Source organism: Bradyrhizobium sp. CCBAU 11434 (assembly GCF_028128895.1).
GTDB lineage: Bacteria > Pseudomonadota > Alphaproteobacteria > Rhizobiales > Xanthobacteraceae > Bradyrhizobium > Bradyrhizobium zhengyangense.
Window position 1 is genome coordinate 238,230 of record NZ_LBJX01000002.1, and the last position, 15,287, is coordinate 253,516.

Annotated in this window: 14 protein-coding genes; 7 read left to right on the forward strand and 7 right to left on the reverse strand. The window is 64.7% G+C overall.

Features of this window, described 5'->3' with window-relative positions; genetic code table 11:
• Window positions 1-257 precede the first annotated feature (257 nt).
• Window positions 258-2,210 carry a hypothetical protein gene (locus XI06_RS03300; RefSeq protein WP_237873190.1) on the reverse strand — a complete coding sequence of 651 codons (1,953 nt, stop codon included), beginning with the start codon at window positions 2,208-2,210 and terminating at the stop codon, window positions 258-260.
• A gap of 113 nt (window positions 2,211-2,323) precedes the next feature.
• Complete coding sequence (locus tag XI06_RS03305) at window positions 2,324-3,406, reverse strand: lysylphosphatidylglycerol synthase transmembrane domain-containing protein (RefSeq protein WP_237873189.1); 1,083 nt, start codon at window positions 3,404-3,406, stop codon at window positions 2,324-2,326.
• Window positions 3,407-3,833: 427 nt separating this feature from the next.
• On the opposite strand from XI06_RS03305, the gene XI06_RS03310 reads away from it, so the two are divergent.
• The 3 genes from XI06_RS03310 (at window position 3,834) to XI06_RS03320 (ending at window position 8,399) form a co-directional block, all read left to right on the forward strand.
• Complete coding sequence (locus tag XI06_RS03310; RefSeq protein WP_237864968.1) at window positions 3,834-4,340, forward strand: YciE/YciF ferroxidase family protein; 507 nt, start codon at window positions 3,834-3,836, stop codon at window positions 4,338-4,340.
• Between the two features lie 141 nt (window positions 4,341-4,481).
• A complete protein-coding gene (locus XI06_RS03315; protein WP_237864967.1) occupies window positions 4,482-5,894 on the forward strand; it encodes an MFS transporter in 1,413 nt (470 codons plus the stop codon).
• A gap of 105 nt (window positions 5,895-5,999) precedes the next feature.
• Entirely contained in the window at window positions 6,000-8,399 is a 2,400-nt protein-coding gene (locus XI06_RS03320) for a bifunctional diguanylate cyclase/phosphodiesterase (RefSeq protein ID WP_237873187.1), read from the forward strand.
• Here XI06_RS03320 and XI06_RS03325 read toward each other — a convergent pair.
• A complete protein-coding gene (locus XI06_RS03325) occupies window positions 8,396-8,839 on the reverse strand; it encodes a hypothetical protein (RefSeq protein WP_237864965.1) in 444 nt (147 codons plus the stop codon). The genes XI06_RS03320 and XI06_RS03325 overlap by 4 nt on opposite strands.
• A gap of 60 nt (window positions 8,840-8,899) precedes the next feature.
• Between XI06_RS03325 and XI06_RS03330 the strand changes: the two genes are divergently transcribed.
• Together XI06_RS03330 and XI06_RS03335 are read left to right on the forward strand one after the other, a co-directional pair.
• Window positions 8,900-9,487 (forward strand): hypothetical protein, encoded by a 588-nt coding sequence (locus XI06_RS03330; protein ID WP_237873185.1) that lies wholly within the window; start codon window positions 8,900-8,902, stop codon window positions 9,485-9,487.
• Between the two features lie 65 nt (window positions 9,488-9,552).
• Complete coding sequence (locus XI06_RS03335; RefSeq protein WP_237873184.1) at window positions 9,553-10,152, forward strand: YdcF family protein; 600 nt, start codon at window positions 9,553-9,555, stop codon at window positions 10,150-10,152.
• Between the two features lie 5 nt (window positions 10,153-10,157).
• Here the strand turns inward: XI06_RS03335 and XI06_RS03340 are convergent, their stop codons facing one another.
• Complete coding sequence (locus XI06_RS03340; RefSeq protein WP_237873182.1) at window positions 10,158-11,501, reverse strand: aminotransferase-like domain-containing protein; 1,344 nt, start codon at window positions 11,499-11,501, stop codon at window positions 10,158-10,160.
• Window positions 11,502-11,688: 187 nt separating this feature from the next.
• On the opposite strand from XI06_RS03340, the gene XI06_RS03345 reads away from it, so the two are divergent.
• A complete protein-coding gene (locus tag XI06_RS03345; protein ID WP_237873181.1) occupies window positions 11,689-11,925 on the forward strand; it encodes a DUF1127 domain-containing protein in 237 nt (78 codons plus the stop codon).
• 173 nt (window positions 11,926-12,098) lie between these two features.
• Here the strand turns inward: XI06_RS03345 and XI06_RS03350 are convergent, their stop codons facing one another.
• The 3 genes from XI06_RS03350 to XI06_RS03360 are packed head-to-tail and all read right to left on the reverse strand — an operon-like array spanning window position 12,099 to window position 13,585.
• Window positions 12,099-12,557 (reverse strand): hypothetical protein, encoded by a 459-nt coding sequence (locus XI06_RS03350; protein WP_237864960.1) that lies wholly within the window; start codon window positions 12,555-12,557, stop codon window positions 12,099-12,101.
• A gap of 15 nt (window positions 12,558-12,572) precedes the next feature.
• The gene (locus XI06_RS03355; RefSeq protein ID WP_237864959.1) at window positions 12,573-12,998 is read right to left on the reverse strand and encodes a universal stress protein; all 426 of its coding nucleotides are present in this window, start codon (window positions 12,996-12,998) and stop codon (window positions 12,573-12,575) included.
• A 50-nt stretch (window positions 12,999-13,048) separates the two neighbouring features.
• Window positions 13,049-13,585: a SixA phosphatase family protein gene (locus XI06_RS03360; protein WP_271604683.1), complete on the reverse strand. Its 537-nt coding sequence runs from the start codon at window positions 13,583-13,585 to the stop codon at window positions 13,049-13,051.
• Between the two features lie 154 nt (window positions 13,586-13,739).
• Between XI06_RS03360 and XI06_RS03365 the strand changes: the two genes are divergently transcribed.
• Window positions 13,740-15,215, forward strand: coding sequence for an NAD(P)/FAD-dependent oxidoreductase (locus XI06_RS03365; protein ID WP_237873180.1), 1,476 nt, complete (start codon window positions 13,740-13,742; stop codon window positions 15,213-15,215).
• Window positions 15,216-15,287 lie beyond the last annotated feature (72 nt).

Here is a 15,287-nt window from a genome sequence, read left to right on the forward strand (position 1 = left end):
TCGAATTGTTTCCTCTCTGCGACTCCTAGAGGCGCGCGCGGGAAAGTGTCCAAGTTGAAGGGGGTATCGATTGATGCCGGTTTTGAATTGATGGAACGGCAGGCGCCACGTGCTCCACTATCATTCCCCGCGAAGGCGGGGAATCCAGTAAGCCGCAGCTTCTCGATTCATCGCGCCTTTCACGGAGGCCAGAGTCCCTCCGTGGAAAGCTTCTGGATTGCTTCGTTGCGCTCGCAATGACGGTGGAGAGAGCTCGCCTACTGCTGCGTGCCGCCCAGCAGTGGCGCTAGCAATCCGCGCGTGACGCCCGGCGGCACGGCATCCAGCCCCAGCACTGCGCTTGCAGCGGGCAGCGTCGCATCCGCCATCGCGGCGTGGCCTTCGGCGCTCGGATGCACGGCGCCGCCGTAGACCGCCGAGAGCACGCCCCAGGTCGCGTCGTGGATGTCGTTCGGCTGGCTCGCCGCCGGCAACCCCTGGGGATAGGTCATCGCTGCGAAATAGCTGTCATTGGCGTCGCGGATCCAGCGCGCGCGCGGCAGGTAGGCGCGATACTCCGAGGCGCCGCGGCCGCACAACATCGGCTGGCTCGCCCCCGACACGATGTCCGGATTGAAGCTCTGTCCGTTCTCGGCAAAGCAGGTGCGGTCGAATTCGGGATCGTTGCCGGCATGCGCGCAGAAGCCGTGATCGGCGAATGCGGCCTGGTGGGTATCGACAAACGTCATGCGGTCAGCTTCGGGATCGCGGCACAGCGCACCGTTCGTGCAGGTGGCGAGCCCCTTCAGCTGCGGCAGGAACTCCGTGTCGACGAAGGTCGAGACGCGCGTGAGGCGCTGCGGATCGGCCTTGAAGGCAGGATGGATGTCAAAGCCGCCGCGGCCTCCGCGACAGGGCACGCCGCCGTCTGCAAGCGCCGGATTGGCGTAGGAGACATAGACCACATGCGAGAGATCGCCGCCGACCAGTGGCTTCAGCGCCTCGCGCAGCTTGGCGAAATTCTGCGGCAGCTCGCGCTGGAGCGCGTCACGGGAATCGTCGACGCTCGCCATCACCCCGGAGCGGCGGAACAGTGCACGTTCGGTCGCTGTGTCGACGATGACGTCGGCGACCAGGCCGGAGAAGTAGACGTCGTTGGCGCCGATCGAGAGCAGCACGAGATCGAGATTGCGATCCGGCTGACGCTTCTTCGCCGCGGTGAGCGCCTCGCGCAGTTCGGCGACCTGCGCATTCACGCTGGTGTTGCAGACGCCGGACTTGCCGGGCGGGCATTCGCGGGCGCGTTGAGAGCCGAGCAGCCCGTCGCTGATGCTGGCGCCGGTGCAGGCGAGCGGCAGATAGGTGACGGCAATATGGGTGTAGCGCACGGCGAGGGCGAGCGCGGTCCGGGCCTGATAGCTGTAGAGCGAGCGGTGGCACGGCGAGTTGAACCAGAGCGCGCCGTAGCGTTGCCAGTTGGCGAGCGTATCCGGCGCCTCGCAGGCGCGGCCACCCTTGAAGCCGGCGCGGCTCGGCCGGTAATACTGTCCGCCGGCGGTGCCGAGATAGGAGCGGAAGCAGAAGCCCTCGTCCGACAGCGCCAGCGCCCGGTCCGGATTGCCCTCGCCGGAGGCGATGCTGTCGCCAAGGCCGGCGATGAAGATGTCGCGGACCTGGATCTCGGTCTGAAGGCGCTGGCTTGGATCCGAGCCCGAAGAGACATCGACGGTTGCCACCGTCTGCTTGCCGTAGCGGACCCGCAGATTGACCGGTTCGGCGCAGTCGAAGGTGGAGGATTGCGGACCGTCACCGTCGTCGAACGACCAGGCACAGGTGGCGCCGACCGGCACCGCGCCGGTCAGGCGCACGGTGATGGGATGGTCGACCGGGGTGAGGTAGTTTTCTTTGACGTTGTCGCGGGTGCAGGGCTGGTTGACCCGGCCCTGCAGGTCGATGCAGAGCCGGTTGACCATGTTGCGGGCCCAGCCGCGGCCTTCGCTTTGGAGCTCCAGCGACTGCTCCGCGGCGAGAATGCTGCGGTTACGCGCATTCTCGACATGCAGCAGGAAGTCGCGCTCCTCGCGGAACAGGCGGAAGCGGTTGCGGACCTCCCAATTGATCTGCATGGCGCCGGCATCCTGCGCGAGGACGCGCTGAAGCGGCAGAACGGTGAGGAGCCCGGCCAACAGCAGGGCGCCCGCAAGGAAACGGCGAGGGGAAACTGGGATCATGGCCCGCGTCTTCAACGGCAAAGTTGAGGCGGAAATAAGAGAGCATAGCTCCCCGGCCTGCAACCTTCTGCTTGCCGCTCTTTGCGGGCTTCCGGCGCGGCCGCAGGCCGACCTTACCGCTTGCTGGCCTGGCGCACCAACCGTTCGCGCTCCATCGGCGTCACCTCCTTGGGCAGGTTGGCCTGCGCGCAAGCTTCCGCCAGCCGCCGCCGTTCCTGCCAGGGCCGGACCACGTTCATCCAGAGCTCTCTTGTGCCCATAATGGAAATGGCCAGACCAAACGGGATCACGAAATAGAGGATACGGAAGACCAGCAGGGTCGCGAGCAGTTGCTCGCGGCCGAATTCGGGCAGCGCCACCAGCATGGCGGCGTCGAACACGCCGATCGAGCCGGGTGCGTGGCTGGCGAAGCCCAGCAGCGTTGCCAGGATGAACACCACCGCGAGCGACAGGAAGTCGATCGGCGGTTCGGCCGGAATCAGCAGATACATCGCGAAGGCACAGAAGCCGAGATCGACCACGCCGATCAGGATCTGTACCAGCGTCAGCGGCGCCGACGGCAGCACCACCTTCCAGCCCTTCTGGCCCAGCTCGCGGCGTTTCTCGCCCATGCTGAGCCAGACCAGATAGGCGGCGATCGAGGCGAGGCCGCCAAACGCAATCAGCCGGTTGATCGACGATGGCAGCTGATCCATATAGGACGCCGCATCCGGATGGATGGCCATGCCGATCGACAGCACGAAGATGTTACCGAGCCAGAAGGTCAGGCCGGAGAGGAAGCAGATCTTGGCGACGTCGATCGCGTTCAGCCCGTAATCCGAATAAATCCGGAAGCGGATCGCGCCGCCGGTAAATACCGTGGCACCGATGTTGTGGCCGATCGAATAGGACGTAAAGCTGGACAGCGCTGCGATGCGATACGGCACGTGTTTCTTGCCAATCGTTCGCAGTGCAAAAAAGTCATAGAAGGTCAGCGTACAGAACGCGAAGAACACGCAGATCGCGGCGAGCCCGATATGTCCGCGGGGAATATCGGCCAATGCGGTCAGGATGACGCCGGTATCGATGCCCTTGAGGGTCCGCACGAGCGTGGTCACCGCGAAGGCGATGATCATCACGCTCGCGGCAACTCCGAGCCGTCGCCAGCCGATCCATCTCTTGAAGCCGCGTTTCAGCGCGGGCAGCAGTCCGTGCATTCATCCTCCCGGCGGGGGGCAAGACCGACCGGGCCAGACATTGGCCGGTCGGTTGCGATCACTGCCCGAAATGAGGGGCGATCGCTAGGCATGATCTAGCTCATTTAAGGCAAAAACACCGACTTGTGCAGCCCTTGACAACGACAGGTTCTGCGCCGGACCGGCCGTTTTGTCATACGTGGTTCACATGGACGGCGCGTTAAGCATATGAGTCGAGGGTGAAGCTTCGACTGCGCCCCCGTATTTGCAAATGGTCCCAAATCCCGCGCTGGCAAGCATTGTTCCGGCGCAAGCGAGGCGAGAGTTTTTTGGAACGACGACGCTGCGCACCGGTTAGCGCTCCATCAGCAATCGAACACGGCGAAATCGCGGCTTTTGTCCAAGCCGGTGCCGTCGTGTTCCCAAAGACTTCTCGAGGATTGGAACGATGGGACTGTTCACCAAAGACATCAAGACCATGAACGACCTGTTCGTGCATCAGCTGCAGGACATCTATTACGCCGAGCAGCAACTCACCAAAGCCCTGCCGAAAATGGCAGATAAGGCCACCGATCCGCAGCTGAAGCAGGGCTTTTTGACGCACCTTGAAGAAACCAGGCAGCACGTCACGCGGCTCGAGGAAGTGTTCAAGATGCACGGCGTCGCGGTGAAGGCAGTCGATTGCCCGGCCATCGACGGTATCATCGAAGAGGCCGAGGAAACTGCGGGCGAGGTCGCCGACAAGGCGGTGCTCGATGCAGCCCTGATCAACGCGGCACAGGCCGCCGAACATTACGAGATCGTCCGCTATGGCAGTCTGATCGCTTGGGCCAAGCAGCTCGGCCGCAGTGACTGTGCGGCCGTGCTTGCCAAGACGCTCGAGGAAGAGAAGGCAACCGACAAAAAGCTGACGACGCTGGCCGAGAGCAAGGTGAACCTGAGGGCGGCGAGCTAAGCCTGACCGGTCTCCAAAGAGCGCCGCGCGGTTCCCCCACGCGGCGCTTGCATTTCGGGTACCCATCATTCGATCATTGCCGAAGCATGCCAGCGGGAGAGCGGCATATATGTCGCATGGGGCCGCAATCGAGGTGGCAGCATGCGAGCAAATACCATCAAATATGAGACCTTCGCGAGCGGCGCGCCGCGCAACGCACCGCGCCTTGCAACGTCGCTGACGCTGGCCGCGATGAGCCTCGGCTATGGCGTCGTGCAGCTCGACGTCACCATCGTCAACACTGCGCTCGACGCCATGGGCAAGACACTCGGCGGCGGCGTCGCGGAGCTGCAATGGGTGGTCAGCGCCTACACCATCGCTTTTGCCGCCTTCATCCTGACGGCCGGTGCACTCGGCGATCGCATCGGCGCCAAGCGCATCTTCATAGCGGGATTCGCGATCTTCACTGCGGCCTCGCTGGCCTGTGCGCTGTCTCCCAACGCGATCGTGTTGATCGGCGCGCGGCTGGTGCAGGGACTGGCGGCGGCGATCCTGGTGCCGAATTCGCTGGCGCTTCTCAATCACGCCTATCCGGACGATCGTGCGCGCGGCCGTGCTGTCGCGGTCTGGGCGGCAGGCGCGAGCCTGGCGCTGACCGCTGGCCCCTTCGTCGGCGGTGCGCTGATCACGCTGGTCGGCTGGCGTGCGATCTTCCTTGTCAATCTGCCGATCGGCGTCGCAGGCCTGTGGCTGAGCTGGCGCTATGCGACCGAGACCACGCGGGCGCGCTCACGCGAGATCGATCTACCCGGCCAGCTTGCCGCGATCGGGGCGCTGGGTGCGCTCGCTGGTGCGATCATCGAAGCTGGCGCGCTCGGATGGGATCATCCGGCGGTGATCGCCGCCTTCGTGACTTCCGCCATCCTCGCGGCGTTGTTCGTCTGGCGCGAGGCCAGCACCGAGCAGCCGATGCTGCCGCTCTCGTTGTTCAGTCATCGGCTGTTTACCCTGACCACGATCGTCGGCCTGCTTGTCAACGTCGCAATCTACGGCCTGATCTTCGTGCTGAGCCTCTACTTCCAGCGCATCAACGGCCTGTCCGCGTGGTGGACCGGGCTCGCCTTCGTGCCGATGATGGGAGCGGTGCTGCCGGTCAATCTGCTGGCGCCGCGCCTGGCCGAGCGTATCGGCCCGTGCCCGATCATCGTGGCCGGCGCCTGCATCTCTGCGCTCGGCTGTCTTGGCCTCGTCTGGATCGAGGCCGGGACGAGCTATCCCGCGATCTTTGCGCAGATGATCGCGATCAGCAGCGGGCTTGGCCTCCTGGTCCCACCGCTGACCTCGACCATGCTCGGCAGCGTCGAGAAGGCGCGCTCGGGTATCGCTGCGGGCGTCCTCAACGCGACACGGCAAACCGGCAGCGTCCTTGGCGTCGCGCTATTCGGCTCGCTGGTGGCGTCCGATCGCGCGTTCATGAGCGGCCTTCACCAATCGCTAATCATATCGGCGGCGGTGCTGCTGCTGGCCGCCGGCGTGATCGGCCTTGGCGTCACCGCGCGGGCGCGAGATATGTGAGCGGCCGCACACATTCTCTGTTCACCATTGCGGCAACCGGCGCATAGCCGGTTACCGACTGTCCACCTCTGCCGGCTGTACTGCCCGATGGAATAGGGGCCGGCAATGTATCAAGTTCTGTTTTGTCTTACGGACCAGCATGATTGGCGTCTGGTCGCACTCGGCGGCGCCGTGTGTCTGCTGGCAAGCGCGGCGGCAATCAGTCTTTTTCATCGGGCACGTGCGGCGAATGGCGGTGCTCGCCTCGTCTGGATAACGCTCGACGCCGTTGTGGCCGGTTGCGGCATCTGGGCAACCCATTTCATCGCGATGCAGGCCTACGGGCCCGGCGCCGGTGGCGCCTACAACATCCCCGTGACGATCCTCTCGCTGATCTTTGCGATTGCGGTCACCTTCATCGGTCTCAGTATTTCGGTTTCGACGAGGCGCGGAGCTCTGGTCGCGCTTGGCGGCGCTGTCGTGGGCGGCGGCGTGGCGGCGATGCATTACACCGGCATGATGGCGTTCGAGATTCCTGCCCATGTCGGTTGGGCCGCGGGAACGGTGACGGTATCCATCCTGCTCGGCATCGTCTTTGGATCTTGCGCCCTGTACGTGGCAGGTCGAGACGACAGCCTATCCAACGCGCTTGCCGCAACGACCTTGCTGACGGTTGCCATCGTCTCACACCATTTCACCGCGATGGGCGCATTGCAGTTGACGCCAGATCCGACGCTTGCGATCGGCGGTCTTTCGATTCCGCCGGCGTCGTTGTCCATCCTGACCGCCAGCGCAGCCGTTGCTATCATCGCTATCGCGCTCACGGCCGCCGTGCTCGACCGTCGCGCCAAGGGCGAGATCGGCCGCCAGCAGATCCTGCTCGACACCGCGCTCGAGAACATGTCGCAGGGACTGTGCATGTTCGATGCCGAAGGCAAGATTATCCTGTTCAACGAGCGTTACGCGGCGATGCTCCGCCGCTCCGACATTCAGCTCACCGGCCGCGTCCTGCTCGATATCCTCCGCGAGGAGGCGGCGAAGGGCCAGTGGAACGGCGATGCCGAACAATTCTTCGCGCGCCTCGTCGAGGATGCCCGGGAGGGACGCACAACGACGGATGTGGTTCGCCGGTTCGATCGCTCGATCCGTGTCGTCAACCAGCCGATGCAGGGCGGCGGTTGGGTCGCCACCTTCGAGGACATCACCGAATGGCTGGACGCGCAGGCCAAGATCTCGCACATGGCGCGTCATGACGCGCTGACCAATCTGCCGAACCGCGTGCTGTTCCACGAGCAGCTCGAGCAGGGGCTGCGCCGGGCGGCCGCGGACGACCAGCTCGCGGTGTTCTGCCTCGACCTCGATCACTTCAAGGACATCAACGATTCGCTCGGCCATCCCATTGGCGATGCGCTGCTGAAGCAGGTCGGCCAAAGGCTGAAGGCGACGGTCGGCGAGCACGACACCGTGGCCCGCCTCGGCGGCGACGAGTTCGCCGTGGTCCAGATCGGTCGCGCGGAGGAGGCTGCCGCGCGGGCACTTGCAAGACGCATCGTCGAGGTGGTCTCCGCGCCCTACGAGATCGAGGACCATCAAATCGTGATCGGCGTTTCGATCGGCATCTCGTTGTCGCCGCAGGACGGCAGCAGTCCGGACGAGCTGCTGAAAAACGCGGATTTGGCGCTGTATCGCGCCAAGGCCGACGGCCGCGGCACCTATCGTTTCTTCGAAACCGGCATGGATGCGCGCGCGCAGGCCCGGCGCCTGCTGGAAATGGATATGCGCGCGGCGCTACAGCGCGATGAGTTCCAGCCGTATTATCAGCCGATCCGTGACGTCGCCAGCGATCGCGTTGTCGCCTTCGAGGCGCTCTTGCGCTGGAATCATCCGGAGCGCGGCCTGATCTCGCCCATCAACTTCATTCCCCTCGCGGAGGAGACCGGTCTCATCGTCCAGCTCGGCGAGCTCGTACTGCGCCGCGCCTGCGCGGATGCCGCGACGTGGCCGGACGATGTCGGCGTCGCCGTCAATCTGTCGCCGGTCCAGTTCAAGAATCCAAGTCTGATTGCCTCAGTGACGGAAGCGCTGAGGAATTCAGGGCTCGCGGCGCGTCGCCTCGAGCTCGAGATCACCGAATCCGTGCTGCTCCAGAACAGCGAGGCGACGCTGACCACGCTGCACGATTTGCGCGCCATGGGTGTGCGGATTTCGCTCGACGATTTCGGCACCGGCTATTCCTCGCTGAGCTACTTACGCAGCTTCCCCTTCGACAAGATCAAGATCGACCGCTCCTTCGTGTCGGAGCTTGCCACGCGCGAGGATTCCGTGGCGATCATTCGCGCCGTCACCGGCCTTGGACGCAGCCTCGGCATCGTCACCACGGCGGAGGGCGTTGAAAACGACGCGCAGCTCGAACTGCTCAGGCGCGAGGGATGCACCCAGGCGCAGGGCTATCTGTTCAGCCAGCCGCGGCCCGCCTGCGAGGTGGCGATGATGCTGGATCGGCCCCGGCTGCGGGCTTCGGCTTAATTGGACTTGCCGCCGCGCAGCGCGAAATGCGCGCCGCAGAAAGCCATGACGGCACCGAGGCACAGCGCCGCGAGGCCAGCGAGCACACCGGAAACGGTCGGAAGCGGGCTCGGCGCCGAGGCCGCTTGCCCGGCGCCCGCGAGCAGGAGCACGCCGACCACGATCAGGAACTGGCGCATCCGCTGCGGGATCTGGCCGGAGACCGCGCTCTGCATCAACGTCGCCGTGAAATAACCACCGGAGAATCCGACTGATGCAATCAGCCACCAGGCGATCGCAGCACCGGTCGGCATGAACTCGTGCGTGTCGGAACGCCAGAGGCCGCCGAGGTCGAGCCCGTAGCGCGCACCCAGCATGTGCACCGCGAGCGCGAGCAGCACGCCGGCGATCGCAGCGGCCCCGAGAATCAGGCGGCGCGGAAAATAGATCGTCTCAGCCATGGCTCGCTTGTAGGATGGGGAAGGGCGATCGCGCAAGCGCATCGCAGACGGGATCGAGTGATGCAGGATATGGACGGGCAGGGCGGACCGGTCGTCAGCTATGCCTACAAGGCGTCGCTGATCGGCTCGGCGCATCGCTTCGAGCTGACTGAGGAGGGATTGTCCTGGCACATTGCCGGTCGCGCCGGCCTTTGGCGCTATGACGAGATCAGCGCAATCAGGCTGTCGTTCCGACCGGTCTCGATGCAGCAGCACCGCTTTCGCGCCGATCTCAGCCACGTCAAGGGCGGCCGCATCGCGATCCTGTCGACAAGCTGGCAGACCGCGGCGCTGATGGCGCCGCAGGACGATGGCTTCCGCGACTTCGTCGTCGCGCTGCACGCGCGGATGGCGAAGGCCGGCAGCCGGGCGGAGCTGACCGCCGGCCTCGGCCGCAAGACCTATGCTGCAGTGCTGGCCTTCCTGGCGGCGCTGGCCGTGGCGATGGCCGGGCTTCTTATCCGCGCGCTGATAACAGGCGAACTCGCCGGCATATTGTTCATCCTTGGCTTTGCGGCGCTGTTCGCCTGGCAGGTGGGCGGCTTCGTCCGGCGCAATCAGCCGCGCAGCTACAGTTTCGATCGGTTGCCGGCCGGCTTGCTGCCGTAGCGCTTGCAATCAGCCGCAATCAAAATTGACTTCGCAGCCGCGCGTCGGCCTCGCATCCTGCCACGATGACATCAATGAATCGCAGCACGCGCGTGCCGACGGCGGACGAGATCGCCGAGATCAACCGCACCCATCTGATCGATACGCCGCTCCGGCCGGCCGATCTGCTGTTTCTGTTCGGCACCCGTGAGGACGTTGCGCTGCGCGTCGAGACGGCCGCGCGGCTCTGGCGCGAGGGCCTCTACCGCTGGTCGATTGTCAGCGGCGGCGTGACGCCGGGCTCGGAGCAATCCGAGTGCACGATCATCAAGGCGGCGATGGTCGCTGCGGGCATTCCGGCGGACCGGATCCTGGAGGAGCACCGCGCGATGAACACCGGCGAGAACGTGATCTTCTCGCTCCCCGTCATCGATGCGGCGCTGGGACTGCGCGACATCCGCAGCGTAATCTGTCTCGGCAACACCTGGACGGCGCGGCGCTATCCGATGACATTGCACCGACACTGGCCCGAGGTGACGAAGCTGCTGCTCACTGTCGATAGCTTTGCGACGTCGCGCGCGCTCTGGCATACCGATGCCGAGTTTCGACGTCGTGTCCTGCATGAATGGGACAAGATCGAGCCCTACAAGGCGAAGGGTTTTATCGCGGAATGGCCGGAGCCCTGAGAGGGCTACTCGGTCGAGTCGAAATCTTCCTCCTTGGTGCCGAGCAGCGACACGATGGTGCGCAGGCCGGAATCGAGCTGCTCGAACGAGGGTGGGGCAAGCGCAAGCCGCACCGCGTTCGGGGCATGGCCATGCGCGACTGCGAAGGTCGAGGACGGCGTCAGCGCGATGCCGCGCCGGGCCGCCGCGGCAACGAAGGTCTGCGAGCGCCAATGCGGCGGCAGCGTCAGCCAGAGATGATAGGAACGTGGATCGGCCGAGAGTTGATAGCCGGCGAGCAGCCGTGCCGCGGTCTGCTGGCGCCGCGCGGCATCGATCCGCTTCAGCCGCGTCAGCTCGGCGACGGTGCCGTCGGCCATCAACCGTTGTCCTGCTGCGAGTGCGTGGCCTGAGGCGATCCAGCCGCCGGTGCGCACCGCGCCCATCAGGCTTTCGCGCAAGTGCGGCGGCGCGACGAGGATGCCGAGCGCGAGACCGGGTGCGACCTTCTTGGAGAGGCTGTCGAGCACGATGCAGCGGTCCGGTCCGAGCGCTGCAAGGGGCGTGTCGTCGGCGAGGAAGCCGTAAACGGTGTCCTCGATGATGGTGAGATCAAGCTTCTCGGCGACGCGCATGATGTCGGCGCGCCGTGTCGCGTTCATGGTGACGCCGAGCGGATTCTGGATGATGGGCTGGAGATACAGCGCCGACAGATGCGCTTCGCGGTGTGCCTTCTGGATCGCATCGGGGCGCGCGCCGAATTCGTCCATCGGGATCGGCACCAGCGTGATGCCGAGCCGCGCGGCGATGCTCTTGACGTAGGGATAGGTGAGCGCCTCGACGCCGCAACGGCCGCCGGTCGGCACGAGCGCTGCAAGCGCAGCGGCGAGCGATTGCTTGCCGTTGGCGGTGAACACAATCTGCTCGGCCTGCGGCGTAAAATCCTTGCGCGCGAGATAGGTGGCCGCAGCAACGCGCGAACTCTTGGTGCCCGTGCTGGTCGACGAGCGCAGCACGGCTTCCAGCGCATCGACGCGCTCGAGCCCCGCGAGGCTCTTGGCGATCATCGCCCATTGCTGCGGCAGCAGCGGATAATTGACCTCGAAATCGATGCGGGCGTCGCGCGGCTCGGCGATGGTTTCGACCTCGCGTCTGATGTCGCCGGAGATGAAGGTGCCGCGGCCGACCTCGCCGACCACGAGACCACGGCGCAGCAGCTCCGTATAAACCCGGCTGGCAGTCGAGACCGCAATGCCACGGTCATAGGCAAAATTGCGCTGTGGCGGCAGCCGGTCGCCGGGCTTTAACGTGCCTTTAGAGATATCTGCGGCAATGGCATCCGCAAGCTTCACGTACTCGAACTTGGACATTATTGCACCGAGAGCAATGTTTTTCTTGCTCCGAGCAATGTACTGGAGCATTTAAGTTCCATCAAGTTCCGCGATTGAACCGAGGTGAGCGAGAGCAATCCGACGGTAAGATGAGGTGCAAGCGCTTCCAGCGTTTGCGCCAACGGCACCTGCTTCGCCGCGCGGGATATAAGGCCGGAGAAGAAACATGACCACGATCTCGCAAACCGCCGGGCGGTCTTTACGCCCATCCTCGTCGAGCGGATTTCTTGCCACGCTCGTCAACGCCGCCTACGCCCTGTTCGATCGCCTGGAGCGCCGCTCCGCCATCAAGACGCTGAACGATCTCGACGACCGCGCCCTGCGCGACATCGGCATCAACCGCAGCCAGATCGAAGACGCCGTCTACGGTCAGTTCAAGACCGAGCTGACGCGGTATCTGTGAGCTTGCTCTTCTGTGTCCCGGACGCGCTGCAACGCCCTTGGCGTTGCGGCGCAGAGCCGGGACCCAGAAGCTGATACGCTGATGCATGGGCCCCGGCTCTGCAGCGTACCGCCGAACAAGCGCTGCGTTCGCAATGACGGCTTGGTGAGAGCTTTGACCCCGCATCGCTGCAATCAGGCGAGCGCGATCTGACCCCACACTCCATAAGCTCGATCTTCCTCAGATGCACTAGGCTTACGACGCGGACGCATCGGAGTGCTACGCTGGCGCCCATGCCTGATATCGAAGCGCTTTACTCGTGAAACGGTACTGTCCGCGAGCGCCGCGATGCGCGCCGCCGCCTGTTTGACGACGAACATGATCGTCGTGATGCGGCTCAGCACGCCGAGCAGGAACAGCACCGAGAAGATGTCGATATAGGCTAGGAAGTCGCCGACCAGCATCAGCTCCGGCGGAATCGGGATGCTGTGATAGTAGGCGGCGATGAGGATGACGACGGGGATGAAGGCGATGACCTTGCGCACCGTCAGCCTGTCGAGCAGCGCGGCGAGTTGCACGACCAGCACCTCCCACAGCGCATCGCCGATTGCTAGCGGGACCTCGTAGGTCCACCTCCGCCAGAATTGCTTCACGCCATTGTTCCTGTTTCAGTGCCTCACCACCAGTACGGAGCATTTGGCATAACGCACCACGTGCCCGGCATTGGAGCCGAGGAAATACGTGCGCATCGCCGGCCGGTGCGAGGTCATGACGATCAGGTCGGCCTTCATCTGCGCGGCTTCCTCCAGGATCTCGTGATAGATGCCGCCCTGGCGGACCACGCTGGAGATGTGGGAGGCGTCGATGCCCGACTCGCGGGCGACGATGGCGAGCGCCTCTTCAGAGGTCTGGCGCTGCTGTTCGTCGAAGTCGGCCGGGACATATTCGGCCAGCATCACTGGCGTCATCGGCAGCACGTTGAGCAGCCGGACCGATCCGCTCCAGTTCTGCGACAGCGTCGTCGCGGTTGCGATCGCTGGCTTTGCTAGATCGGTGTCGGCGAGGTCGATGGGCACGAGAATGGACTTGAACATCTGCGCCTCCAAATCTTCCGGTCAGCACGTTGTCCCGGTACGTCGCGCGATCATCCCAGTCGAAGCAATTTGGGGCTGACGAACAGCACCAGTTTGCCGCGGCGGTAGGCCACGTCCCCCCAATCCTTGACATCAAAGTCAAGGACCGCAAGCCCCGCCGTGGGCAGATTGTCGGCGAGTGCCTTGCCACTGGCCTGGTCGCCGCCGCCCGTCAGCATCAGGGCCGCCTCATGCATGCCGGGATTGTGCCCGACCAGCAGGAGCTGCTTGGGATTGGCCGGGATCGTTGCAGTGCGAATGGTTTCGAGAATCTGCGCGGGATCGGCGCCGTAGAGTTCCGGCAGGATCTCGACCTTAGGCGCTGCGACGCGGTCTTTCATCGCTTCCCAGGCGATGTCCCAGGTCTGTCTGGCACGGACGGCATGCGACACCAGCACGGTCTCGGGGACGGGCGGATGGGCGGCCATCCAGTCGCCCATCTCGGCGGCATCCCGCTGACCGCGATGGTCGAGCCGGCGGTCCTGGTCGCGGCCGCTTGGCGCGTCGGTCTCGGTCTTGGCGTGACGCAGCAGCATCAAACGGCGCATGGCATTCTCGAATCGTTCCACGTTCAGAATAATCTACAGGCGGCCCATTGAGGACAAGGTGACAAGCGCCCGATTGGTATCAGCTTATTATTTTGAGCATGATCTTATCGGAAAACCGCTGCGCACTTTTCCGGATCATGCTCTAAGAAACGCTATGAGCGAGACTTTCACAAGCGCGTCCCAGGAAGAAGCCGGCTTTCGCGAGCGCGCTCGGCTGTCCTTCGATCTTGACGCTGATATTTGCGTGATCGGGGCAGGGCTTGCCGGCCTTTCCATTGCACTCGAGGCGGCACGGCTCGGGGCCAGCGTCGCGGTGCTCGAGGGCCGTCATATCGGCTGGAACGCCTCCGGCAACCAGCTCGGCACCGTGATGCCGGGCTTTGCGTTGCCGCTCACCGAGCTGATCGAGCGCATCGGCTTCGAGGATACCAGCGAATTGTGGGCGCTCTCGAAGGAGGGCGCGGAGCTCGTACGGGCCAACGCGACCGAAGAGAACATGCCTGATATCGGCCTCACCGAGGGCGTGCTCGAGGTCTCCAACGTCGATGCCGGCGACCGGCTGATCAGCCGCCTCCAGATGCTGTACGAGGATTTCGATACCGAGGTCGAAGGCTGGCAGGTCGATCGCGTGCGCGCAGCGCTCAAGACCGATCGTTACTTCCACGGTGTCTACTACCCCAAGGCGTTCCAGGTCGACGGCCGCAAATATGTGCATGGCCTTGCGGCGCTGGCACGGCGCGCCGGTGCGCGCATCTTCGAGGACACGCCAGTCGTCAGCATCGACCATTCCGGTATCCGCAAGCGCATCGTCACGCCCTCGGCGCGACTGCGCGCCTCCCACATCGTGCTTGCCGGCAACATTCATCTCGGCGCGCCCCTGCGGCGCCTGTCGGAGACGTTGCTGCCGGTCTGGCGCTATGCCGGCATCACCGCGCCGCTCGGCGAGCGCGTGCACGAAATCATCGGCTTCAAGGGATCGGTGATGGATTCCGACGGCGTCGATCACTTCCGCATCGTCGATGGCGACCGCCTGATGTGGGAGAGCCCCGAGACCACCTGGGCCGCGAGACCGCAGCGCTTCGCGGGCAGCGTCAAGCGTCGCATCCGCTCGATCTTCCCCGAACTCGGCAATGTCGAGGTTACTGACATGTTCGGCGGCGCCACCGGGCAGACCGTGCACGGCATGCCGCAGATCGGCCAGCTGCGCAAAGGCCTGTGGGTGGCGAGCGGATTCGGCCGCCAGGGCATGAATACCTCAGCCATGGCCGGACAACTGATTGCGCGCAGCATCCTGTGGGGTGAGGAGCGCTGGAAGCTGTTCTTGCCGTTCGAGCTGGTCTGGGCCGGCGGCGCGACGGGACGGGTTGCGGGCCAGTTGGTCGGCCTATGGGGCAGGGCGAGTTCCGCGGCCGCGGGGACGCTTGCCCGCTATCGCGAGCGGGCGCGGGTGAAGGACAGGGAACGCGAGGCGCGCCTCGCCGAGGCCAACCGGGCCGCCGGCACCGGTCCGCGCCGTCCGCCCTCAGGGGTTCGGCCGCGGATGGCCCCGCCGCCGCCACAGCCAACTGCGGCCGAGGAGGCGGAACCTGCCGCCCCGGAGACCTCGCAGGTGCAAGGCGTTCCGCAATAAGGGCGCGAAAAATTCGGCCTTGACGTGTAACATTGGCCGTCAGAGCCCGTATCTCAGGGCGTACAGCTCCCG